Raw genomic sequence first — 23,086 nt, 5'->3', positions numbered from 1 at the left:
AGTGCGATGCGTGCGCACCAAGCACCGTTTTTCGCAACGGGCGAACTAAAAAATAGTTCTCCTCGCGCGCGCCCAGCGACATTGCGGTGCATGCGGCATGAGCGCATGCACCAGCTTCGGGAAAACGATAGGCACGCGACGAGCCCCGCGAGTCCGCGCACATTCGATTCACACAGATTGCCAATGCTTGCAGGCGCACAAAGGCGCGTGTACTCATTCACGAATCCGCGGCGTATCTCGCAACGGGCATCGGGGAAACCCTGAGCGCTTTCATACTCCGCAAAAAAACAAATGGCCGATTGCGATTGAAGCGGCCGCGATATCAGGGAGGAACCACCATGTCTATCTTCGATGGCTCGGCTTTGCAATGACGCGCCGAGTCACCATTCAAACGCCGATGGGAGAGGCGCTTCAATTTCACCGTCTGGTGGGGCGCGAAGCATTGAGCCGGCTCTACGACTTCGAAGTCGACCTGCTGGGCAACAGCAACGGCATCGAAGCGAAGATGCTGCTCGGGAAACCCGCCACATTGGCAGTGCAGACAGAGAGCGGCGGCACGCGCTACCTGGGCGGCATCACGGCGTTCTTCGGCCTGGGCGAAGAAGACGCCCGCCAGAGCTTCTACAGGATGAGGCTGCGTCCATGGCTGTGGCTCGCGACGCTTCGAAGCGACTTCCGCATCTTCCAGGGCAAGACCGTTCCCGACATCCTCACTGAAGTGCTCGACGGCTACGGCTACGGCTATCCGGTGGAGCAAAGACTCAGCCGCGAATACCGCGTGTGGGACTACTGCGTTCAGTACCACGAGAGCGATTTCTCGTTTGTCTCGCGCCTGTGCGAACTGGAAGGCATCTGCTACTACTTCAGGCACGAGGCACAGCGCCATGTTCTGGTGTTCGCCGACGACATCGCAGCCTCGCACGATCCGCTGCCGGGCGGCGACACGGTGCGCTTCCATCCCTCGGAGAAGGCAGGCATGACCGGCGGCAACCGCGCCAGCCCCGGCGAGCGCATCTTCGAATGGAAGTCCGGTGAAGAAGTGCGCTCCGGCCTTCGCTTCACCGACGACTACGACTTTCTCAAGCCCGTGGCAGACCTCTCGAGCCAGCGGCAAGCGCCCGCTGGCCACACGCACGACGACTTCGAATGCTACGAATGGCCCGGCGGCTATACGCAGCACGACGACGGCGAGATCTACACACGCATTCGAACCGAAGAGCAACTGAGCGAACGCTGCATCGCAAGCGGACGCTCGAACAGACGCGAACTGGCGCCGGGCCATGTCTTCGAACTCGCCAATCACCCGAGGGAAGACCAGAACCGTAAATACCTGCTGACCAGCGTCGAGTACGAACTGCAGGAAAACATCCGGGCCAGCGAAGGCGCGCGTGCCGGCGAAGGCTCCGTCCAGCGCTTTGCCTTCGAAGCGCAACCTGCCGACCACGCATGGCGGCCCCGGCGCGTCACGCCGAAGCCCCGCACGCGCGGGCCGCAAACAGCCATCGTGGTCGGCCCGAAGAATGAAGAGACATGGACCGATCAGCACGGCCGCGTCAAGGTCCAGTTCCACTGGGATCGTCTTGGCGTGCGCAACGAAAACTCCAGCTGCTGGGTGCGCGTGTCGATGTCCTGGGCGGGCGACACCTTCGGCACGGCGGCATTGCCGCGCGTCGGGCATGAGGTGGTCGTCGATTTTCTGAGCGGCGACCCCGACTGCCCCATCATCACCGGGCGCGTGTTCAATGCCACCAACATGCCCGCATGGCGCCTGCCCGATCAGGCGAATCTTTCAGGCATCCGCAGCCGCGAACTGAGCGCGAAGAACGGCTCGGGCAATGCAGGCGGCTCGCGCGGCAACCACCTGGCGCTGGACGACCATCCCGGAAAGATACAGGCGCAGCTCAAGAGCGACCACCTCTGCAGCAGCCTGAGCCTTGGTCACATCGGCCGCATCAACGGCACGGAAGGCCGCATGGACGACCGGGGCGAAGGCGCCGAACTGCGCACAGACGGCCATGCTTCAGTGCGGGCCGCCAAGGGCCTGCTGCTCACCACCGAGGCGCGGCCTGATGCACAGGCGCATATCACCGACCTCGGAGAGACCGTCGCTCGCCTGACGGCGGCGCGCGACCTGCACGAACGCCAGAGCCAGACCGCGCAGGAGGCCAAGGCGCACGAAGCGGGCGACCAGGACGCGGTCACGCAGGCGCTCAAGGCGCAGAACGACGCCATCAAGGGCAACCCGGATCAGGGCACGTTTCCCGAACTCTGCGAGCCGCACCTCGTGCTCGCCAGCGCGGCAGGCATCCAGAGCACCGCGGCCGGCGCCACCCACATCGCCAGCATCACGCACAACGCGCTGAGCAGCGGCGGCCACACCAGCATCAGCGCGGGCAGGAGCTTCCTGGTCAGCGTCAGGGAGGCCGCGCGCCTCTTCGCCTACAAGGCCATCCGCCTCACCGCCGCCACCGCCGGCATCGACATCGTCGCCCTGCAGAACAGCATCAAGCTGCTGGCCAAGCTCGACATCAAGCTGGAGGCCGAAAGGATCAGCATCACCGCCAAGGAAGAGATCGTGGTCAGCGGCGGCGGCAGCTTCAGCAAGTGGAACGCCGCGGGCATCGTGCATGGAACCCAGGGCATCTGGCGCGAGCATGCGCGCACCCACAGCTACGCCGGGCCGATGGACATGGCCAAGCTCCTGCGCATGGAAGGTGTGAGCCACGACGACAAGTACAGCGTGCGCTTCGCGCCGCTGGGCAGCGACGAAGTGTTCAGGCACATGGACATGACGGGCCTGCCCTACCGGATCCTCGACGAGCGTCAACAGACCAGGGCCGAAGGCGTCATCCCCGAAGACGGCCGGCTGCCCCGGATCGACTTCGACACGCCCGACGAGGCCGTGCTGATCGTGGGCGAGGAAGCTTGGGATTGGAGCGAGGTTCCGACGGTCCGCACGCGGGACGACGACTTCGATGCATCAGAGCCTGAGGCCGGCGACGGCCCGGAGGACGACCTGGCTGATTCAGGGAGTTCGAGGTACGCACAGCCGGGCGCAAGCACTGGCTCCAACCACTTTCTCTCCGAGTCCGCCGTGCAGGCGTACCTGAACGCACTGGCCTGAACAGGACAGCAAATGACCATGCCCAAGCTGATATCCGCCACTTACCACCCCAACATCGAGGTCGCCGAGTTCGTCTGCGAAGACGGCCGGCACCTGCTGCGCTCGGGAGGAACGCTGCCCTGGCGGATCAACAACCCCGGGGATCTGACAGCCCGGATGGTGAATGGCCTGCCTGCTCCGAAAAAAGCGCGGGGCTACGTCGGATTCGCCACCACCCGATCGGGCAGGACATTCCTGATATTCCCCGACGAAGACTCAGGACGAACCGAGTTGAAGGCGAACCTGAAGCGCATGCACGGCGAACGGACCATTCCGGAGGCCATTCCCGACTACGCGCCCAAGCACGAGAACAACACCGGGAAATACATCGACGACCTGCTCCGGACGAGCGGCATTCCGGCCAGCAGGAAGATCAACGACTGCACTGAAGCCGAGATTGAAAAGATAGTCGACAGCATCTCGACGATCGAAGGATTTCATGCACGGCCGGAAACCCGCAAAGAGATATGGGTGGCCGTGAGCAGGATCAATGCGACGGATGGCAGCCAGCCCATACCTGATGCGGAAATCATTCTGCAGAGGGACGGCGGCGAGGAAAGATTGAAGTCGGACGCGACCGGGCGGTTTCCTCCGGTGATTCATCCGGCGGACAAGTCGACCGTACCCGTCAAGGTGATGAGCCCCCAAACCAAGGAGCCGGTGCAGATCGGGGCGATCGACGGCGAGACGGGCAAGGACTTCAACCTGCTGGCGAAGTTCAAGAAATGGAAGGGCGTGGCTGGCTCGGAGAAACTCAATAGCGCATCACTGGGAAAGAAAACGTCGAAGAGCTATGTGGTTCAACCCGGTGACAGCCTTGGGAACATTGCGAAGATTTATCGGACGAGCATTGACGCGCTCAAGGAAAGCAACGCATTGAGAAGTGACCGGATCTATCCGGGTGAGGTGCTATGGATCACCGCAAGAGACGAAGAAAAATCCCGTGAGCCCAAGGCATCTCCTCCTGTCAATCCAACTACACCACCATCTGCAAATGCGGGAGCAGCTTCGGTAGCATCGCCAAAGCATTCTTCGGCTCCCCCACCTATTCCAAGTACTACATCTGGAATGGGGCCGTCAGATTCCGAACGGTCAAAAGAGGGAGCCGGAAAGATTCTGGCCTTGATCAATCTATCCACAAATCGTGCACCCTGGATGCTTGTAGCCATTGCAGAAGCGAAACTGAGACGAGGAGAAATCGAGCTCAAATTACAAGAAAAAATCAATTACCACATCGAGATCAACGACGGGCTCAAATCTTTGTATGGCGACAGCAATGCCTGGTGTGCTGCTTTTGTGAACTGGTGCCTGATGCAAGCAAAGTATCCAATCGACAACACAGGATTCGCAAATCGCAAAATTGCAAAGGCGCGTGCTCATGGATTTTACGAAGTCGACGGACCAAAGAAAAAAGAGGAAAAGGCGGCAGCAAAAATAAGAAATCCTCTGTTCGTCGAGCTTGAAAAGCCAATATATGGATGCATTGCCATGGTCACATCCAAAGCGGGCCATGGACATCATGTTGGCTTTGTTTACGCAAAAAATGGCCGAAACGGGCTGGTGTTACTAGGAGGCAACCAGAGTAATCAAATTAATTTTTCATACTTCAACATCATGCCGGTCGCAGCTTATACAACAAAAAATAAAGATGGAAAAAAAATAAAGCACAACGGCAACCCCAATCATTTGAAGTATTTTATCCCGGCCGCATACTATGAGCAGGCCAAAAAAGACCTACTCGACCCCGGACTTAAAGATTTGGATGCACTTGAAATAAACAAAGATATGGGAATTGAAATCATCAAACCCAAAAACACAGGCCCAACACTCAAGTAACAATGATGCGTGTACCTCAAATTTTCCCTCACAAACTGCTATGGCAGGGAGGCATATTTCTATCCTTGCTCCTGCCCCTCCTTTCTTCCGCAGGCTATGCCGGTGGTCCTTACGTAGTGTGGGTAAATTTTGACCATCCTTCGAGCAAGGAAAATATCAATAGAATCATTGCTGAATTTGCAACCAGCAAATCGGTTAACTGCGATGGAAATTGGAAAATGGGAGATTCCTTGCTATACATGAAAAAGCGCCCTTCGCTGATTGACAATGAATTGGTGGAAAGCGTTTTCTTAAAAAATGACAATCCCAGCAAGAAGCGCTTGAATTCTGCGTTAAAAAACTATAAAGACATCGAACTGCAACACCTTGAGGGCCTCGATGGAATCATCGTCTACACCAGCGTAAATGACACAAAGAAAATGATGAGCCTGACCACAGGAAAAAGAAAAATCCAATCTGTAACCCTCGCATCGCACGGAAGGCCGCCAGCAAAAGCCGACATAGAAGATGCATTTTGTGCCCTGCTGCCTCCTATAACTCGACTGCCATAGAAGTCATGACGTCGAACAAATCAAATTCGCCCGAACACCCAAGCTCTTCTCAGCACGTCCTGAAGCAAGTCGGCCACATCGGCAGGCCTTAAAGTCCGGCCGTCCACGCCAACCCCAAATGCCCCCTTCCCACCCCTCCCCCACCGACAGCCACCACATCTTCGAAGTCCAACTCTCCGTCCTGCTGCGCAGCTTTCCGTTCGCGCTGGCCGGCTCGGTCATCTCTGCCTGCGTGGTGGCCTACGTGATGCAGGCCGTCGTGCCGAAGGCGCAAGTGGTCGCATGGATCTCGGCCACGCTGGTGGTTGCGACCTTCCGCTTCGGCGCGATGCTTCGGGAGGAACGCTGCCCTGGCGGATCAACAACCCCGGGGATCTGACAGCCCGGATGGTGAACGGCCTGCCTGCTCCGAAAAAAGCGCGGGGCTACGTCGGATTTGCCACCACCCGATCGGGCAGGACATTCCTGATATTCCCCGACGAAGACTCAGGACGAACCGAGTTGAAGGCGAACCTGAAGCGCATGCACGGCGAACGGACCATTCCGGAGGCCATTCCCGACTACGCGCCCAAGCACGAGAACAACACCGGGAAATACATCGACGACCTGCTCCGGACGAGCGGCATTCCGGCCAGCAGGAAGATCAACGAATGCACTGAAGCCGAGATTGAAAAGATAGTCGACAGCATCTCGACGATCGAAGGATTTCACGCACGGCCGGAAACTCGCAAGGAGATATGGGTGGCCGTGAGCAGGATCAATGCGACGGATGGCAGCCAGCCCATACCTGATGCGGAAATCATTCTGCAGAGGGACGGCGGCGAGGAAAGATTGAAGTCGGACGCGACCGGGCGGTTTCCGCCGGTGATTCATCCGGCGGACAGATCGGCAATGGCTGTCAAAGTGATAGATCCAAAAACCAAGGAGCCAGTACAGGTCGGATCGATCAGAGGCGAGACGGGCAAGGACTTCAACCTGCTAGCGAAGTTCAAAAAATGGAAGGGGGTCGCCGGGTCGGAGAAAATTAATAGCTCGGCGATGGCGAACGGAAAATCGATGAACTATGTGGTGCAGCCCGGAGACAATCTTTCCAAGGTCGCGAAGCTCTATCGAACCAGCATTGCCGCGATCAAGGATAGAAACAATTTAGAAGGGGACAGAATTTATCCCGGCGAAGTGCTTGCAATCAGCGGGGCCGGCAAGACAAAAAGCCAATCGACAGTAGCGCCCTCAACTACGAAAAAAGCGCCGACAAACGTTCCAGCTTCCTTAGCAAAAACTCCAGAGCGATCCAATCTTTCTCTGCCACCGACGCCATCGATTGGCACAGGGGTGTCGGATTCGGCGCGTTCCAAAGAGGGCGTGGGCAGAATGTTGGCACTGATCAATCCAATACCGGGATGGGTACCCTGGATGGCTATAGCGATTGCTGAAGCCAAGTTTAGATATGGACAGAGGGAGGAAGTGATTGAGAAAGAAATTGACTATCACCTTGAAATTAAAGATGGATCCAGATCTCTCTCCAATATGGCCTGGTGCGCCGCCTTTGCCAACTGGTGCCTATCAAAATCCGGCTATCCGATAAGTAACACCAGCTTTCGAGATCACCGAGCCACTCTTGGCCGCGCTCACGGCTTCTACGAGATGGACGAAAAAGGAAAAATCAGGAACCCTTTATTTGTTGAATTGGAAAAACCAATATACGGAGCCATCGCGGTTGCTACGCATAGAAGTGGGCACGGGTATCACGTAGGCTTCGCGTATGGCAAAGAGGGGCCAGGAAATCTCATCCTGCTCGGAGGAAATCAGGACGACAAAATCAAATTCTCTCCATTCAATATGTCCCTATTACAAACCATAGAAGTATCTGGAAAGGATGGGAGAAAGAAAAAGACAGTCAAACATTCGAAATTCTTGCGGTACTTCGTACCAGTTTCCTATTTCAGCCAAGCCCAAAAAGACATGGCGAATCCCGGGCTCGATCAACTGAATGTTGACGATCTAAATAAAGTCATTGGCGTTCCTCCTCGCAAGGAAGGCAAGAATCAAAAAACAAAAACCAATTGAAAACATGAATTCAAGATCGAAATCAATTCGTCGCACTGCGGGGGCATGGTTCGTTTCAACCACACTATTCTTTTCCACCATCTCTTTTGCAGGATACAGAAGCGATCACTTCGTAGCCTGGATCAACCTCGGAAAAAACGCAGATGGACGAACTATTTCAAAAGTAATTGACAATTTTGCAAACAGCGATCGCATCGATTCCACTTGCAACATAAAATGGAAAAACAATGATTCCCTGCTATACCTGAACAGTCGTCAGTTGAAAATTCCGCCAGAATTGATAAGGAGAGTTTTTCTCGAAAAAGATACTTCCTCGTTCGATGAAATAACCCGCGTATTGCGTTCTTTTAGAGATCCCGATGCCAATGTTCGCGATGGCTTGGATGGCTTGTTTTTCTATGATGAAGAAAATTCCTGGCGCATGATGAGCTTCACCACGGGTCGAAGAAAGATAAACGTTTACCCTTTCACACTGAAGGCGAGCACAGATCCTAAAAAAATTGAGCGCGCTTTCTGCATTCTTCTTCCTCCGATTGTTCGAGCTCCGTAATTTTCAACTGAGGAATGATTTTTTAGATTCAAAATTTCTTGAAATGGTCGACGCGTGCGGCATGCCGCCAAGACAAAAATCTTCAAAGTCAGATCCCTACGTCGACCGCGCATGAGCTTCGCGCCGCTGGGCAGCGACGAAGTGTTCAGGCACATGGACATGACGGGCCTGCCCTACCGGATCCTCGACGAGCGGCAACAGACCAGGGCCGAAGGCGTCATCCCCGAAGACGGCCGGCTGCCCCGGATCGACTTCGACACGCCCGACGAGTCCGTGCTGATCGTGGGCGAGGAGGCTTGGGATTGGAGCGAGGTTCCGACGATCCGCACGCGGGGCGACGACTTCGATGCATCAGAGCCTGAGGCCGTCAAAATCAAAGAATAAATTTTTCCCCATTCACTTCGACCACACCAGAAACCCAGACGCCGCAGGACAAGAGAAATAAAACCATAAAACCCCTGAGAATACCCAAAAATTTCAAATACTTCATTCCTATCGCCTACTTAGAACAATCAAAAAAGGATCTACTAGCACCGGGACTCGAGGTTCAAGACCCAGACAAACTCAACAAATCAATGAATATTGAAAATGGAAAACCCAAGAAGTCCGAGAAGCCATCCATCGATTAGATCCAAAAAAATCAGGCCACCTCTGCGTCGAATCGTCCGATTTGTTTTATTTTTTCTCTCAAGTGCCTTGAGCATTTCTCCGGCATTAGCGGGATACGTCTACGGCCCCTATGTCGTCTGGGTGAACCTAGACCAATCGGCCAAAGGAAAGGTGGTCAACCAGAAAATCAGAGATTTTTTCAGCGACAAATCAACAACTTGCAACGGCGACTGGATAGTAGGGCAGTCTTGGCTGTACATGAAGAAGCGCCCGAAGAACATCGACAATTATTTGGTGAAGAGAGTATTCCTGGAAAAGGATAGGTCCAGCCAAAAGGATCTGCACAATCTTCTTAGAAATTACAAAGACGAATTAATAGATGACGGCTTCGACGGAATAATCGTCTATCTTCGCCATAAGGGGGAGGCCAAAATGATGGAGATGACCGTTGGAAAGAATAAAATCACCTCGTACACCTTGGCCTTGATCAATGAACAACCCGAGGACGAGATGATAAAAAATGTATTCTGTGGTTTGCTGCCTCCCAAAACTCGGGCGTCATAGGCCAAGTGCCAAATCGGCATCGCAAGATTTAAAGCAGAGCGCGTCGAATTCGTTCCCTGCTACTTTTCGATCTCACTTGGACAAGCCCTAAAGTCCCAAGTCCACGCGAACCCCACATGCCCCCTTCCCTCCCCTCCCCCTCCGACACCCAACGCATCTTCGAAGTCCAACTCTCCGTACTGCTGCGCAGCTTCCCGTTCGCGCTGGCCGGCTCGGTCATCTCGGCCTGCGTGGTGGCCTATGTGATGCTGGCAGTTGTGCCCCGGACGCAAGTGGTCACCTGGCTCGCGGCCACGCTGGTGGTTGCGGCCTTCCGCTTCGGCGCGATGCTGTACTACGCGCGCACACGCAACCGCCCTGAGTCGGGCGAGCGCTGGCTGCGGCAGATGGTGATCGGCAACGTCGCCTCGGGCATTCTGTGGGGGCTACCGTTCGCCTACTGGACCTTCTTCGTCCCGCTGGAGTACCAGCTCTTCTTCATCGTGGTGCTGTTCGGGTTGGGCACGGGCGCCATCTATTCGAACTACATGGTGCTGTCCGCCGTGTATGCGTTCGTGGTACCGACTTTTGCGCCGACCTTCATTGCGCTGGCGGTCCAGCCCTCGGCGGTGAACCTGGCGCTGGTTTCCAGCGGCGCGGCCTACCTGGTCGCCACTGTCGCCTTCATCCATCGCATGAACCGCACGCACCTGAACGCTCTGCGGCTGGGCTATGAAAACCTGGCGCTGCTGCAGCAGGTGCGGCTTGAAAAGGAAGCCGCCGAACGCAGCGACCTGGAGAAGTCGCGCTTTCTCGCGGCGGCCAGCCACGACCTGCGGCAGCCGGTTCATGCGATGAGCCTTTTCCTGGGCCTTCTGGCAAACGAGCGCCTGTCGGCGCATGGCCGCTACCTGCTGGACAACATCACCAAGGCGAGCGCCGCGATGGGGCATCTGTTCGATGCCTTGCTCAACATTTCGCGGCTGGATGCGGGCGTGATCCATCCGCGCATCCAGAGTTTTCAGCTCGACCGGCTGCTCGACCAGATCCGCACCGAATACACGCCGCAGGCCCAGCAGAAGGGACTGGCGCTGAAGGTGCGGCCCTGCGCCGCATTCGTCAGTTCGGACCCGATGCTGCTGGAGCGCATCCTGCGCAACCTGGTGAGCAACGCCATCGCGCACACGCCGAGCGGGCGCGTGCTGATCGGCTGCCGCAGGCGCGGCGACGACGCGGTGCGCATCGAGGTCTGGGACACCGGCCCGGGCATTCCGAAGCACGAGCATGAGCGCGTCTTCTGGGAGTTCCACCAGTTGCGAAACCCGGAGCGCGACCGAAGCAAGGGGCTGGGACTGGGCCTTGCCATCGTGCGCCGCACCGCCGCGCTGCTGAGACACTCGCTGTGGCTGCACTCGGCCGAGGGCCGCGGCACGGTCTTCATGCTGAGCGTCGATGCGCAGCAACATGCATCGGCGCCGGACATCGCGGCCGAGGCCGGCGTGTTCGCCGCCACGCAAGCGCACACGCCCGTTGCCGTCGCCTCGCATGCGAAGCCGGCCACGGGACAGCTGATCCTGGTGATCGACGACGACGCACAGAACCGCGAAGGGCTGAGGTTGCTGCTCGAAAGCTGGGGGCACCGCGTGATCGCGGCCGCAGGGCCGGACGAACTGGTCGAACTGACTGCCGACGTACCCGGCAAGCCCGGGCTGATCGTGAGCGACTATCGCCTGCGCGATCACGAGACCGGCATAGAGGCCATCGACCGCGTGCACGAGGAATACAACGACTCTGCGATTCCCGCATTGCTGGTGAGTGGCGACACCGATCCCGCGCGCCTCATCGAGGCGGCTGCGCGTTCCATTCCGATCCTGCACAAGCCGGTGGAAGTGGATTCGCTGCGCGAGTGGGTCGACAGGCTGCTGCTCGCGGCCGACTGGAACGGACGGCCTTGAGAGGCCAAGTCGGGTTGATGCTGTTCTGGGTCACGAGGAGCTCGACCGCGAAAACAGCGTGCCGGTGGAGACCGCCGCGTTGATGATCTCGGCTCTTCGATCGAGCGTCGAGAGTAGGCGTCGATGTCTGTGCGCCTGGCGGGCAGGCGCCGCGCCCCTCTACCGCAAAGACGCCCGGGACACCACTCGCCGCCGGCGCATGCCCGGGCTCGCGTAGAGCCAGCTTGCGCGCGGTGCGCGGCCACGCGGCTCATAAGGCCGGGGTTCTTCCGCGCGGTCGGCCTGCGGCCGGATCCGCCGCACGGCCAGTGCGCGAGTCCGCGAAGGCGCACCGGTCGGCTGCTGCTGCGGCACCTTGTGCCGCTCGAAGCGCAGTTCCTTCTGCTTCAGGTAGTGCATGAGCACATGCGAGACCATGTTGAGGCCGAAGGTGCCGAAGGCGGCCGGAAAAATGTAGAGCGCGATCGACAGTGCCGACGAGAACACCAGGTCGTCAGCCAGCGAAGGCGTGGCCTGGGCCAGGGTGGCCAGCGCGCGCAACAGGAAGATGTCCACGCCCGCCAGCAGGATCAGCAGCAGGCCGAAGCCCAGCACGGTGACCTTCGAGAACTCGCGCCGCACGAAGAGCGTGATGAAGGTGGCGGTGGGCAGCACCAGCGAGCAGAGCACCAGGCCCCAGAAGCGCATCTCCGTGAATACCGTTGCGTCCGAATGCATGATGGCGAATTGAGCCACGCCGGGCGCGTCGCGCTGCCTAACGTGGCTTGCCCAGCATGCCGGCGCGGCGCGCCACGATCGTGGCCTGCGTGCGGTTGGACACGCCGAGCGCCGCGAAGATCGCGGAGATATGGGCCTTCACGGTCTTCTCGGAGGTCTGCAGCCGCTCTGCGATCTGCGCATTGCGCAGGCCCTCGCACAGCAGGTGCAGCACCTCGGTCTGCCGCGCGGTCAAGTGGCTCAGGCTGTCGGTCGGTGTCGACAGCACCGGCAGCGGCGAAGCGCCCTGCTGCGGCGACACATGCACCACGTTCTGCTCGCCACCGAACACGCGGCGCAGCGCATCCAGCAACTGCCGGCTGTCGGCCGACTTGTGGACGAAGCCATGCGCGCCGGCTCCGAGCGCGGTCTCGACGTCATGCGGGTCTTCGGAGGCCGACAGCACCAGGATGCGCAGCCCGCCTCTGCGCCGATGCAGTTGCTGCACCAGGGCGGCACCGCCGAGGTCGGGCAGGTAGTAGTCGGTCATGACCGCATCGAGCACGGGCAGCGTCGACAACGCCTGCAGCGCTTCGCTGCCGGTGCTGGCGGTTTCGATGGTTATCGACGGCTGCGCCTCTCGCAGCGCGAGGCGCAGGCCCTCGCGGAACATGGCGTGGTCGTCGATCAGCAGAATCGTGGAGGGCATCCGCCGATTCTGGCCGCAAGCCGAGAGCGGTTCCGGCTCATCCTTGCGCGCAGTCACTTCCCGCCCGCGGGTGCGCCTTCGATGTCCGCCGCGAACTTCTGCAGCAGCCGCACCAGGTCCTCGAAATCCTGCGGCTCCCACTTGTCGAAGATGCCGCGCGCAAGCCGTTCGCGCGCCGCATCGACTGCATCGGTCATCGCCTTGCCTTTAGGCGTGACGACCGCCTCGCGCACGCGCCGGTCGTGCGCGCCGCCCTGGCGCTCGACCAGGCCCAGGCTCTCCAGCTTCGCGACCTGCCGGCTGACCGTCGTGTGGTCGCGCCCGGCACGGTCGGCGAGTTCGACCACGCCGATGGGCCCGACCCGTTCGATGCCAACCAGCAGCGGGAACAACGCGCGGTCGAGCGAAATACCCGCTTCGCGCACCATCGCCTCGTCACGCTGCGGACGGTTCATGACGCTCACCACGGTGAGCAGCGCACCGTGCAACGCGCGCAGTTGCGCGGAGATATGTGCATCTTGCACATTTATTTTCTTTGGCATAGCATCCGCTCCTAATAGGTGCATATTACACACATCGGAGCTTGCCATGACCCAGGACTTTTCCACGGACGTACTCATTTGCGGCGCCGGCGCGGCCGGCCTCACGCTTGCCATCGACCTCGCGCGGCGGGGTGTTTCCTTCCGACTCATCGAGAAGATGGACGCGCCTTTCCAGGGCTCGCGCGGCAAGGGAATCCAGCCGCGAACGCAGGAAGTCTTCGAGGACATGGGCATCCTCGACCGGGTCGTCGCAGCCGGCGGCCTGTATCCGCCTTCGCGGGAATACCACCCCGACGGCGGCCATGTCGATTCGCCGGTGATGACGCACACGCCACCGACGCCAGCGGAGCCCTACGGCATTCCTTTGATGGTGCCGCAGTTCCTCACCGAAGGCGTGCTGCGCGAGCGGCTGGCCGAGCTCGGGCACCGACCGGCATTCGGCCGCGAGCTTGTGGCGTTCGAGCAGGACGAAAGCGGCGTGACCGCGCGGCTGGCCAGTGCGGCAGGCGAAGAGACGCTTCGCATGCGCTTTCTCGTCGGCGCCGACGGTGGCCGCAGCTTCGTGCGGCATGCGCTGGACATCGGCTTTCCTGGCAAGACGCTGGGCGTGCGCGCGGTGGTGGCCGATGTCGTGCTGTCCGGCCTGGAGCGCGGAGCCTGGCACCGCTTCAACGAGGGCTCGATGGATGCGCAGATGTCCCTCTGCCCACTCGCCGGAACGCAGCTGTTCCAGCTGCAGGCGCCGATACCGCTGGAAGGCGACATCGATCTCTCTGCGCAGGGCCTCTCTGCCATGGTTGCCGCGCGCACCGGCCGCAACGACATCGAGATCCACTCGGTCTCGTGGGCCTCGGCCTTCCAGATGAACGCTCGCCTGGCCGACCGCTACCGGGCAGGCAACGTGCTGCTGGTCGGTGATGCCGCGCACGTCCATCCGCCGACGGGCGGCCAGGGGCTGAACACCAGCGTGCAGGACGCCTACAACCTCGGCTGGAAACTGGCGGGCGTTGCAGCTGGCGCGCCCAAGACCTTGCTCGACAGCTACGAAGAAGAGCGTCGCCCGGTTGCGGCAGAAGTGCTCGGGCTCTCCACGAAGCTGCTCGTCGATGCGAAGCGCGGCGACATGCGGCGCGGACGCGAGGTGCATCAGCTCGACCTGGGCTACTTCGGATCGTCGCTCGCGATGGAGCAGCCGGAACGCGCCGGCAGCCGCCTGTGCGCGGGCGACCGCGCGCCCGATGCGCCGGTACGCGGCGCCGCCGGGCAACCGACGCGCCTGTTCCAGTTGTTCAAGGGTGCGCACTGGACCCTGCTGGGCTGGGAGACCGATCGCCGCGGCATCGCGCCACGGTCGGGCCTGCACATCCATACCTTGGGCGACGGGGGCGAGTTGCACGACGACGGCGGCCACTTCCGCGAAGCCTACGAACCCATGCCCGGCGATTGGGTGCTGGTGCGCCCCGACGGCTATGTCGGCGCCATCGTGGCCTCGGCCCGCATCGAGGCACTGGAGGCCTATCTGCAGGCCGTGGGCCTGGGCCTGCCGCACTGAGGGAAAACGCCAAGCTCCGCTCCAGCGTTCATTCCTACAGTCGAATTCGTCCGCTCCACCGACCGGACGCAGGCGGCAAATAACAAAAGGAAGAGACACGCCATGGAATTCGACTACGTGATCGTGGGCGGCGGGTCCGGCGGCGCCACGCTGGCCGCGCGGCTCAGCGAAGACCCCGCCGTGCAGGTCTGCCTGATCGAGGCCGGCGGCGACGGCCGCGGCGTGCTGGTGCGCGCCCCGGCCGGCGCGGCGGCCATGCTGCCGGGGCGCCCGCGCATCAACAACTACGCCTACCAGACCGTGCCGCAGCCCGGCCTGAACGGACGCCGCGGCTACCAGCCGCGCGGGCGCTGCCTCGGCGGCTCGAGCGCCATCAACGCCATGCTCTACGTACGCGGCCATCCCGGCGACTACGACGACTGGGAGCGCGCCGGCTGCTCGGGCTGGTCGTTCGCCGACGTGCTGCCGTGGTTCAAACATGCCGAAGGCAACCAGCGCGGCGAGAGCGCCATGCACGGCGCGCACGGCCCGCTGCAAGTGGCGGACCAGCAGTCGCCGCGCGAGATCAGCGAAGCTTTCGTGCGCGCTGCCATGGAGTGCGGCATTCCGCGCAACGACGACTTCAACGGCAGCGTGCAGGAAGGCGCCGGGCTCTACCAGGTCACGCAGTTCCACGGCGGCGACAGGAACGGCGAGCGCTGCTCGGCCGCGGCGGCCTACCTGCACCCGGTGATGAGCATGCGCCCCAACCTCACGGTGCTGAACGGCACGCAGGCGCAGCGCGTGCTGCTCGACGGGCGACGCGCCACCGGCGTCGAGGTGCGCCGGGGCGGCAACATCGACACGCTCTCGGCGCGGCGCGAGGTAGTGCTGTGCGGCGGCGCGTTCAACTCGCCGCAGCTGCTGATGCTCTCGGGCATCGGCGACCCGCAGGAACTGCAGCGCCACGGCATCGCGGTACGGCATGCGCTGCCGGGCGTGGGCCGCAATCTGCAGGACCATGTCGACTTCATCCTGTCCTATCGCACGAAGGCAAAGGGCTTGCCCGGACTTGGGCCTGCGGGGCTCTTCAATTTCGTGAAGGCCATTCCAGAGTGGCGTCGCACGGGCAAGGGCCTGATCTCGACGCCTTTTGCCGAGGGCGGCGCTTTCATCAAGTCATCGCCCGAGCTGCGCCGGCCCGACCTGCAGCTGCATTTCGTGATCGGGCTGGTGGACGACCACGCGCGCAAGCTGCACGGGGGCTTCGGCTTCTCGTGCCACGCATGCGTGCTGCGGCCCAACGGACGCGGCGACGTGCGGCTGAACGACGCAGATCCGGCATCCGCGCCGCGCATCGATCCGCGCTTCCTGTCCGACGCGCAGGACGTGGCGCTGCTGCTGCAGGGCGTGAAGAAGATGCGCGAAATACTGCGCGCGCCTGCCCTGGCGCCCTACCGACACAGCGAGCTCTACACCGCGAACGTGCAGACCGACGAAGAGCTGGAGCGGCACATCCGCGCACGCGCCGACACCATTTATCACCCGGTGGGCACCTGCAAGATAGGAACGGACGCAATGGCCGTGGTCGACGCGAAGCTGCGGGTTCACGGCATCGCGAACCTGCGCGTGGTCGATGCATCGGTGATGCCGACGCTGATCGGCGGGAACACGAACGCGACGACGATCATGATTGCCGAGCGGGCGGCTGACTGGATGCGGGGGCCGATTACCTTTGACCGTGCTGTGCAGGATGCTCGGTCTCTTGTTGCTTGATGCTTGTGCGTTGTTCGGGGTGCGTGCACAGGCCACCGGGTACTCCCCTCCGCGAATGTCCCCCGGCCTGCGGCCTCCTCCTTTATTTCGCTGCGGGAAGCACCCGGCGCCCTGTGCACGATGGACGCGGCTCTGGTGCCTGCCGATCAACCAGTGCTCTGGACGCTCACGACGGCGGGGTGCCTTGCGCAGCGAAATAAAGGAGGAGGGCGAAGCCCGGGGGACATTCGCGGAGCAAGGTACCCCGTCGGCGTGAGCGCGCCCAGAACAAACACAACCACGCAGCTAAGCGTGAGAAGACCCGCGCACCACCAACTCCCCAGGCAACAACAACTGACGAGGCGGCTCCTCCAGCCCCCGCAGCCGCTCGATGAGGCAGGTAGCTGCCGTGCGGCCGATGGCGTCGGTGGGCTGGGCCACGGTGCTCAGGCCGGGACCGATGAGCGAGGCCCATTCGGGATCGTCGAAGCCGACGAAGCCCAGGTCGCTGCCGAACTGCCAGCCCAGCCGCGCCATCGCCTGCGCCACGCGCAGCGTGACCACCGCATTGCCCGCGACCACCGCCGCGCGGCGGCCGCGCCTGGCGCGCTGGCGCAGGGCGCGCAAGGCCTCGTCGAGCGCATCGCTCTCGCCCTCGACGCACTCGAAAATCTCGCCCGCCACACGCGGCTCGTGCGCCGCCACGCATGCACCGAAGGCGGCCGTGCGCTCGCGCCGCGAACTCACGCCCTTCTGCGGCTCGGTGACGTAGAGCAGCTCGCGGTAGCCGCCTTCGACCAGATGGCCGCAGGTGGCCGTCATCGCGGCATGGTTGTCGAGCGAGACGAAATCGGTGTGCATGCCCGCATGCCGGCGGTCGACCAGCACGGCGGGCTTGCCGTGCAGCGTGACCGCGTCGACCACGTTGCTGCCGCGACCCAGCGTGTTGAGGATGAAGCCGTCGACCTGGTAGCCCGCGAGCGCATCGATGGCTTCGCGCTCGCGTTCGCTCTCGTTGCCGAGGTTGAACAGCATCACCAAGTAGCCGGCATCCTGGCAGGCCTTCTCGGCGCCGCGCAGCACGGCGACGGAATACGGGTTGGTGATGTCGGCCACGATCAGGCCGATGAGGCGCGAGCGGCCATGGCTAAGCGCCTGCGCCATCGGGCTCGGCGAATAGGCCAGCTTGGCGATGGCCACTTCGACGCGCGCGGCGATGTCGGGGCTGAGCAGCCGTTCGCGGTGGTTGAGGAAGCGCGAGACGGTGGCCTTGGAGACGCCGGCCGCTTCGGCGACGTCGGCGATGGTTGCGCGGCCGGTGGGCTTCATGTCTTTGCTCCTTCCCCCCCTGGGGGAGGGCAGGGATGAGGGCAGGCAGAGCGCCCGATGGACTCGCCGCTTGCCCCCACCCCTGCCCTCCCCCGGCGGGGGAGGGAGAAAAGCCTGGCACCGGTCATGCGCTCGCCGTGTCGTACGGCGCCGTCGGCTTCTCGCCGGCCAGCACCTGCAGCAGGTTGGTCGTGGCCAGTTCGGCCATGGCATGGCGCGTCTCATGCGTGGCCGAGCCGATGTGCGGCAGCGGCGTCACGCGCGGATGCGTGCGCAGCGGCGAATCGGCCGGCAGCGGCTCTTTCGCGAACACGTCGAGGCCGGCCGCGCGCAGCGTGCCGTGATCGAGTGCGTTCAGCAGCGCGTCTTCGTTCACCGTGGCGCCGCGGCCACCGTTGATGAAGGCGGCGCCGGGCTTCATGCGCGCGAAGAATGCGGCGTCGATCATGCCGCGCGTGGCATCGGTCAGCGGCAGCATCGCGAGCACGACGTCGGCGCGCGCGAGCAGGTCGTACAGCGGCGTGTGCGTGGCGCGGCCTTGCAGCTCGGGCGCCTGCGCGGCCAGGTCGACCGGGCGGCGCGCGTGGTAGAGCACCGGCATGCCGAATCCCAGAGCGGCGCGGCGCGCCACCGCCTGCCCGATGCGGCCGAAGCCGAGGATGCCCAGCGTCTTGCCGTGCACGTCGGTGCCGAAGAGTTCTTCGCCGATGTTTTTGGTCCAGCGGCCTTCGCGCACCAGGTTCGACAGTTCGACCACACGGCGCTGCGTGGCCATGAGAATCGCGAACACCGTGTCGGCCACCGTCTCGGTCAGCACATCGGGCGTGTGGCACAGCACGATGCCGCGCTTGTGCAATTCGGCCAGCGGGTAGTTGTCGACACCGACCGACACGCTCGAAATCACCTGCAGCTGCGGCGCCGCATCGAGCAGCGCGGCATCGACCGGGTGGCTGGAGCCGATCAGGCCGTTCGCGGTGCGCAGCGCGGCGGCGAAGGCCTCGGGCTCCTTGCGCGGATCGGCCACCGTCACGTGATGCGCGGCCTGCAGGCGCGCGAGCTGGTCTTCAGGCAGCGGCCGGAAGACGAGGATGTTCTTCTGCTGCGTCATGGCGTTCAGAGCCCCGCTTCTTCGAGTTGCGCCCGCGTCGGCAGGCCTTCGGTGTCGCCCAGCACCTGCACGGCGCGCGCGCCGATCCAGGCGCCGCGGCGCACCGCGTCGGGCACGCTGCGGCCTTCGAGCAGCGCGCTCACCACGCCGGCCGCGAAGCCGTCGCCCGCGCCCACGGTGTCGATCACTTCCTTCACCGGAAAGCCGTCGATGCGGCCGGTGCCGGCCACGTCGCTGTCGTAGTAGGCGCCCGCCGCGCCGAGCTTCACCACCACCAGCTTCGCGCCGCGCTCGCGGTAGAACCTGGCGACGTCTTCGGGCTTGTCGTGGCCCGTGAGCAGCAGCCCTTCCTCGATGCCGGGCAGCACCCAGTCGGCGCGCGAGGCCAGTTCGTTGACCCAGTGGCGCATGGTCTCGGTGGACGACCACAACGTGGGACGCAGATTGGTGTCGAACGAGATGGTGCGGCCCGCGGCGCGCATCACGTCCATGCTCTTGAGCGCGGCCTGCAGGCTGGTGTCCGAGATGGCGGCGAATACGCCGGTGGCGTGCAGGTGCCGCGCCGAGCGCAGCCATGTTTCGTCGACATCGGCCGGGCCCATGTGGCTCGCGGCCGAGCCCTTGCGGTGGTATTCGATCGGCGGGTCGCTGCCGTCGGTGACGCGGCCCTTGAACTGGAAGCCGGTGCGCTGCGTGGCGTCGGTGATCACATGCGAACAGTCGATGCCTTCGGCGCGCATCGCGGCCAGCAGCGCGCGGCCCATCGAGTCGGTGCCCAGCCGGCTGGCCCAGCCCACCTTCAGGCCCAGGCGCGAGAGGCCGATGGCCACGTTGGTCTCGGCACCGGCGGTGCGCTTGTGGAACGACTGGGCGTCCTCCAGCGGCCCCGGCCGGTCGGCCACCAGCAGCAGCATGGCCTCCCCGAAAAGAGCGACGTCGAAGGCGGTAGGTTCTGTCATGTCTGTTGTTCTAGGTCTGTGCGCGCGCGGCGCGGATGAAGTCGATCTGCGCGCGGGTGACGGCCTGCAGGTCGTCGCCCGCGAGCGGGTATTCGATGGCATGCGGCACGTCGGCGGGCAGCGCGCGCAGCACGGCACGCCATGGCGCCACCGAATCGCCCAGCGGCACCGCCACCCACTTGTGCGGCAGGCGCTGCGCGCCCTTGCAATGCACGTAGCGCACGCGATGGCCGAGCGCCTGCGCCGCCTGCAGCGGGCATTCGCCGACCCAGTGCCAGTTGCCCATGTCGAAGGTCATGCCGAGCGAAACGCCGGCGCGGTCGGCCACGTCGAAGAAGGTCTGCAGCGCGGCCAGCGTGCCGGCGCGCACGGTCTGGTCGTTCTCGATGACGAGTTCGACGCGTGTCTCCGCAAGCTCCACCTTCAGGCCCCAGAGCGAGCCGTGCGACGAAGCCTGGAAGTCGCCGATGGACATCTTGAGCCGCTTCGCGCCCACCCGCGTGGCGGCGGCAATGCCGCGCTTGAGCGCGGCGCTGTCGAGCCAGCCGCCCTGGGCCCACAGGCCCTCGGGGCTGGAGTACACCGATGCCAGTCCGTTCAGCGCGGGCAGTTCCGCGTCGGGGTCGCGCAACATCTCGCCGCGCACTTCCACCGAATCGGCGCCTGACGCGCGCGCAAGCTGCGAGCACCAGAGCTGGCCGTGCCGGCCCACCTCGGCCGCACCGAAGGACGACAGAGAAATCAGGACCTCGAAGGACATCAGTGGCCTTGGTGTGAACTCAGGATCTGGCCGAGGAACTGGCGCGTGCGCTCGTCCTTGGGGTTGCCGAAGAACTCTTCGGGCGGTGCCTGCTCGACGATCTTGCCTTCGGCCATGAAGATCACGCGGTCGGCCACGCTGCGGGCAAAGCCCATTTCGTGGGTCACGCACAGCATGGTCATGCCGTCTTCGGCCAGGCCGATCATGGTGTCGAGCACTTCCTTGACCATCTCGGGGTCGAGCGCGGAGGTTGGCTCGTCGAACAGCATGATCTTCGGCGTCATGCACAGCGCGCGCGCAATGGCCACGCGCTGCTGCTGGCCGCCCGAGAGCTGGCTCGGGTACTTGTTGGCCTGCTCGGGAATGCGCACCCGCGTGAGGTATTTCATGGCAATTTCCTCGGCCTGCGCCTTGGTCATGCCGCGCGATCGCATCGGTGCGAGCGTGCAGTTCTCCAGGATGGTGAGGTGCGGGAACAGGTTGAACTGCTGGAACACCATGCCGACCTCGGCACGCACCGCGTCGATGTTCTTGCCGCCGGCCGTGAGGTCGATGCCATCGACCACGATGCGGCCCTTCTGCACCGTCTCGAGCCGGTTGATGCAGCGGATCAGCGTCGACTTGCCGGAGCCCGAAGGCCCGCAGATCACGATGCGCTCGCCCTGGCGCACCGACAGGTCGATGCCGGTCAACACCTGGAATTCACCGTACCACTTGTTGACCGCTTCCATGCGGATGATCGATTCCGTCGTCATGCTCGTTATTCCGATACTCGATGTGGGGCGCCTTGCGCCTTCTCAAGGAACACCGCGGAACCGGCTTTGCCGGGCCGCAGGTGTTGCCCCCTGCAAGGGGGTTGGCGAAGCGACACGAAGTGCGCGAAGCCTGGGGGTTAGTTCATCTTCGGCAGATCGGCCTGCAGCCACTTCTGATACAGCTTGTTCAGCTCGCCGTTGGCGGTGTTCTTCTGCACGAACTCGTTCACCGCCTTGGCCAGCTCTTCCTGGCCGGGGCGCATCGCGATGCCCATCGACTGCTGCACCAGCGTGAACTTGTTTTCGTAGGTGTTGGCAGGCACGCGCTTGGCGATCTGCGCGGCGACGGTCACCGAGCAGCCGATGGCATCGACCTGGCCGGAGATCAGCGCCTGCATGGCCGATGCATCGTCGTCGAAGCGGCGGATTTCGGTGCCTTCCGGTGCTGCCTTGGTCACGGCCACGTCTTGCGTCGAAGCGCGAGCCACACCGACGCGCAGGCCCTTCAGGTCGGCTGCAGCCTTGATCGGCGTCTTGCTCGCGCCGTACAGCACGATGGTGGCGGCCGCGTAGGGCTGCGAGAACTGCACCTGCTTCGCGCGCTCGGGCGTGATGGCCAGCGAAGCCACCAGCAGGTCGACCTTGTTGGTCAGCAGGAAGGGAATGCGGTTCGGGCCGGTCACCGGCACGATGTTGGCCTTGACGCCCCAGTCCTTGGCCAGCAACTTGGCCACGTCGGCGTCGTAGCCATCGGGCTGGTTCTTGGCGTCGGTGGTGCCGTAGGGCGGGAAGTCGACCAGCATGCCGATGGTGATCTCGCCCTTCTTCTTGATGTCGGCCACGCTCTGGGCCGAGGCGAAGGGTGCGAACACGGTGAGGGCGGCGCCGAGGCCGAGGGCTGCGAGCGCTGCGCGGCGGGAGGTGGTACGGGTCATGGAATATGTCTCCTGAATAAAGAAAGGAACGACGAGAAAGAAAAAACGAAAAAAGGAAATCAGCGGGCCAGCGCGCGAGCGCGCTTGCGCTCCATGCGCGCGGCCAGCAGCGACAGCGGCCAGCAGATCACGAAATAGATGGCGGCCACCACCGAGAACACGATGAGCGGCTGGAAGGTGGCGTTGTTGACGATCTGCCCGGCACGCGTCACCTCGACGAAGCCGATGATGGCCGCGAGCGAGGTGCCCTTGATGATCTGCACCACGTAGCCCACGGTGGGCGCGAGCGCGATCTTGAAGGCCTGCGGCAGCACCACGTCGCGCATGCGGGAGGTGTACTTCAGGCTCAGCGCCTCCGCCGCTTCCCACTGGCCGCGCGGAATGGCCTCGATGCAGCCGCGCCAGATTTCGCCGAGGAAGGCCGCGCTGTTGAGGATGAGCGCCACGCCCGCGGCTACCCACGGGTTGATGTCCAGCCCCAGCACCGGCGCGCCGAAGAACACCAGGAACAGCTGCAGCAGCAGCGGCGTGCCCTGGAAGATCTGAATGAAGGTGGTCGACACGGCCCGCGCCCACGTCGATTCCGACGTGCGCATCAGCGCAATGATGAGCCCCAGGATCGCGCCGCCCACGAAGGCGATGGCCGACAGCGCGAGCGTCCACTTGGCCGCTTCGAGGATGAAAAGGAATTCGGGAAAACCGAAGGTACGCATGGTGTTGTCTCCGTCCGTCG

Annotated in this window: 21 protein-coding genes; 11 read left to right on the top strand and 10 right to left on the bottom strand. The window is 62.8% G+C overall.

The genetic code is table 11. The annotated features are described in order from the left end of the window. The first annotated feature begins 367 nt into the window (after positions 1-367). The 9 genes from ACQY8B_RS06365 to ACQY8B_RS06325 all read left to right on the top strand — a co-directional run bounded on the left by ACQY8B_RS06365 (position 368) and on the right by ACQY8B_RS06325 (position 11,274). Entirely contained in the window at positions 368-3,124 is a 2,757-nt protein-coding gene (locus tag ACQY8B_RS06365; protein ID WP_422085910.1) for a type VI secretion system Vgr family protein, read from the top strand. A 12-nt stretch (positions 3,125-3,136) separates the two neighbouring features. Beyond that, entirely contained in the window at positions 3,137-4,999 is a 1,863-nt protein-coding gene (locus tag ACQY8B_RS06360) for a LysM peptidoglycan-binding domain-containing protein (protein ID WP_422085909.1), read from the top strand. Between the two features lie 65 nt (positions 5,000-5,064). Continuing rightward, a complete protein-coding gene (locus tag ACQY8B_RS06355; RefSeq protein ID WP_422085908.1) occupies positions 5,065-5,550 on the top strand; it encodes a hypothetical protein in 486 nt (161 codons plus the stop codon). Between the two features lie 118 nt (positions 5,551-5,668). After that, complete coding sequence (locus tag ACQY8B_RS06350) at positions 5,669-5,929, top strand: hypothetical protein (RefSeq protein ID WP_422085907.1); 261 nt, start codon at positions 5,669-5,671, stop codon at positions 5,927-5,929. Next, the gene (locus tag ACQY8B_RS06345; RefSeq protein ID WP_422085906.1) at positions 5,833-7,617 is read left to right on the top strand and encodes a LysM peptidoglycan-binding domain-containing protein; all 1,785 of its coding nucleotides are present in this window, start codon (positions 5,833-5,835) and stop codon (positions 7,615-7,617) included. Before ACQY8B_RS06350 ends, ACQY8B_RS06345 begins: the two co-directional genes overlap by 97 nt. Further along, positions 7,565-8,167 carry a hypothetical protein gene (locus tag ACQY8B_RS06340; protein WP_422089195.1) on the top strand — a complete coding sequence of 201 codons (603 nt, stop codon included), beginning with the start codon at positions 7,565-7,567 and terminating at the stop codon, positions 8,165-8,167. The genes ACQY8B_RS06345 and ACQY8B_RS06340 overlap by 53 nt, the downstream gene beginning before the upstream one ends. 111 nt (positions 8,168-8,278) lie before the next feature. After that, positions 8,279-8,551: a hypothetical protein gene (locus tag ACQY8B_RS06335; protein ID WP_422085905.1), complete on the top strand. Its 273-nt coding sequence runs from the start codon at positions 8,279-8,281 to the stop codon at positions 8,549-8,551. 312 nt (positions 8,552-8,863) lie between these two features. Next, positions 8,864-9,340 (top strand): hypothetical protein, encoded by a 477-nt coding sequence (locus ACQY8B_RS06330; protein WP_422085904.1) that lies wholly within the window; start codon positions 8,864-8,866, stop codon positions 9,338-9,340. A gap of 116 nt (positions 9,341-9,456) precedes the next feature. Continuing rightward, the gene (locus ACQY8B_RS06325; RefSeq protein ID WP_422085903.1) at positions 9,457-11,274 is read left to right on the top strand and encodes a hybrid sensor histidine kinase/response regulator; all 1,818 of its coding nucleotides are present in this window, start codon (positions 9,457-9,459) and stop codon (positions 11,272-11,274) included. A 159-nt stretch (positions 11,275-11,433) separates the two neighbouring features. Here the strand turns inward: ACQY8B_RS06325 and ACQY8B_RS06320 are convergent, their stop codons facing one another. The 3 genes from ACQY8B_RS06320 to ACQY8B_RS06310 are packed head-to-tail and all read right to left on the bottom strand — an operon-like array spanning position 11,434 to position 13,221. Beyond that, entirely contained in the window at positions 11,434-11,991 is a 558-nt protein-coding gene (locus tag ACQY8B_RS06320) for a hypothetical protein (RefSeq protein WP_422085901.1), read from the bottom strand. A gap of 37 nt (positions 11,992-12,028) precedes the next feature. Further along, a complete protein-coding gene (locus ACQY8B_RS06315) occupies positions 12,029-12,679 on the bottom strand; it encodes a response regulator (protein ID WP_422085899.1) in 651 nt (216 codons plus the stop codon). A gap of 53 nt (positions 12,680-12,732) precedes the next feature. Further along, positions 12,733-13,221, bottom strand: a complete 489-nt coding sequence (locus ACQY8B_RS06310; RefSeq protein WP_106933947.1) for a MarR family winged helix-turn-helix transcriptional regulator — start codon at positions 13,219-13,221, stop codon at positions 12,733-12,735. A gap of 46 nt (positions 13,222-13,267) precedes the next feature. Between ACQY8B_RS06310 and ACQY8B_RS06305 the strand changes: the two genes are divergently transcribed. Together ACQY8B_RS06305 and ACQY8B_RS06300 are read left to right on the top strand one after the other, a co-directional pair. After that, positions 13,268-14,773 (top strand): FAD-dependent oxidoreductase, encoded by a 1,506-nt coding sequence (locus tag ACQY8B_RS06305; protein ID WP_422085898.1) that lies wholly within the window; start codon positions 13,268-13,270, stop codon positions 14,771-14,773. Positions 14,774-14,875: 102 nt separating this feature from the next. Next, positions 14,876-16,528, top strand: a complete 1,653-nt coding sequence (locus ACQY8B_RS06300) for a GMC family oxidoreductase (protein WP_422085896.1) — start codon at positions 14,876-14,878, stop codon at positions 16,526-16,528. A 285-nt stretch (positions 16,529-16,813) separates the two neighbouring features. Here the strand turns inward: ACQY8B_RS06300 and ACQY8B_RS06295 are convergent, their stop codons facing one another. From ACQY8B_RS06295 to ACQY8B_RS06265, 7 genes are all read right to left on the bottom strand, one after another. Then, entirely contained in the window at positions 16,814-17,836 is a 1,023-nt protein-coding gene (locus ACQY8B_RS06295) for a LacI family DNA-binding transcriptional regulator (protein ID WP_106933944.1), read from the bottom strand. 124 nt (positions 17,837-17,960) lie between these two features. After that, on the bottom strand, positions 17,961-18,944 hold the full coding sequence (locus ACQY8B_RS06290; protein ID WP_422085895.1) for a 2-hydroxyacid dehydrogenase: 984 nt from the start codon (positions 18,942-18,944) through the stop codon (positions 17,961-17,963). A 5-nt stretch (positions 18,945-18,949) separates the two neighbouring features. Beyond that, on the bottom strand, positions 18,950-19,903 hold the full coding sequence (locus tag ACQY8B_RS06285) for a sugar kinase (protein WP_422085894.1): 954 nt from the start codon (positions 19,901-19,903) through the stop codon (positions 18,950-18,952). A gap of 10 nt (positions 19,904-19,913) precedes the next feature. Then, positions 19,914-20,663, bottom strand: a complete 750-nt coding sequence (locus ACQY8B_RS06280) for a sugar phosphate isomerase/epimerase family protein (RefSeq protein WP_422085893.1) — start codon at positions 20,661-20,663, stop codon at positions 19,914-19,916. Then, positions 20,663-21,418, bottom strand: a complete 756-nt coding sequence (locus ACQY8B_RS06275) for an amino acid ABC transporter ATP-binding protein (protein ID WP_422085892.1) — start codon at positions 21,416-21,418, stop codon at positions 20,663-20,665. Before ACQY8B_RS06275 ends, ACQY8B_RS06280 begins: the two co-directional genes overlap by 1 nt. Positions 21,419-21,555: 137 nt before the next feature. After that, entirely contained in the window at positions 21,556-22,353 is a 798-nt protein-coding gene (locus ACQY8B_RS06270) for a transporter substrate-binding domain-containing protein (RefSeq protein WP_422085891.1), read from the bottom strand. A 59-nt stretch (positions 22,354-22,412) separates the two neighbouring features. Further along, positions 22,413-23,066, bottom strand: a complete 654-nt coding sequence (locus ACQY8B_RS06265) for an amino acid ABC transporter permease (protein WP_422085890.1) — start codon at positions 23,064-23,066, stop codon at positions 22,413-22,415. Between the last annotated feature and the right edge of the window lie 20 nt (positions 23,067-23,086).

The organism is Variovorax sp. (assembly GCF_965279555.1).
In the GTDB taxonomy this organism is placed as follows: Bacteria; Pseudomonadota; Gammaproteobacteria; order Burkholderiales; family Burkholderiaceae_C; genus Variovorax.
The sequence above is the reverse complement of the archived record's forward strand: the minus strand, read 5'-3'. Positions and strand labels throughout refer to the sequence as shown.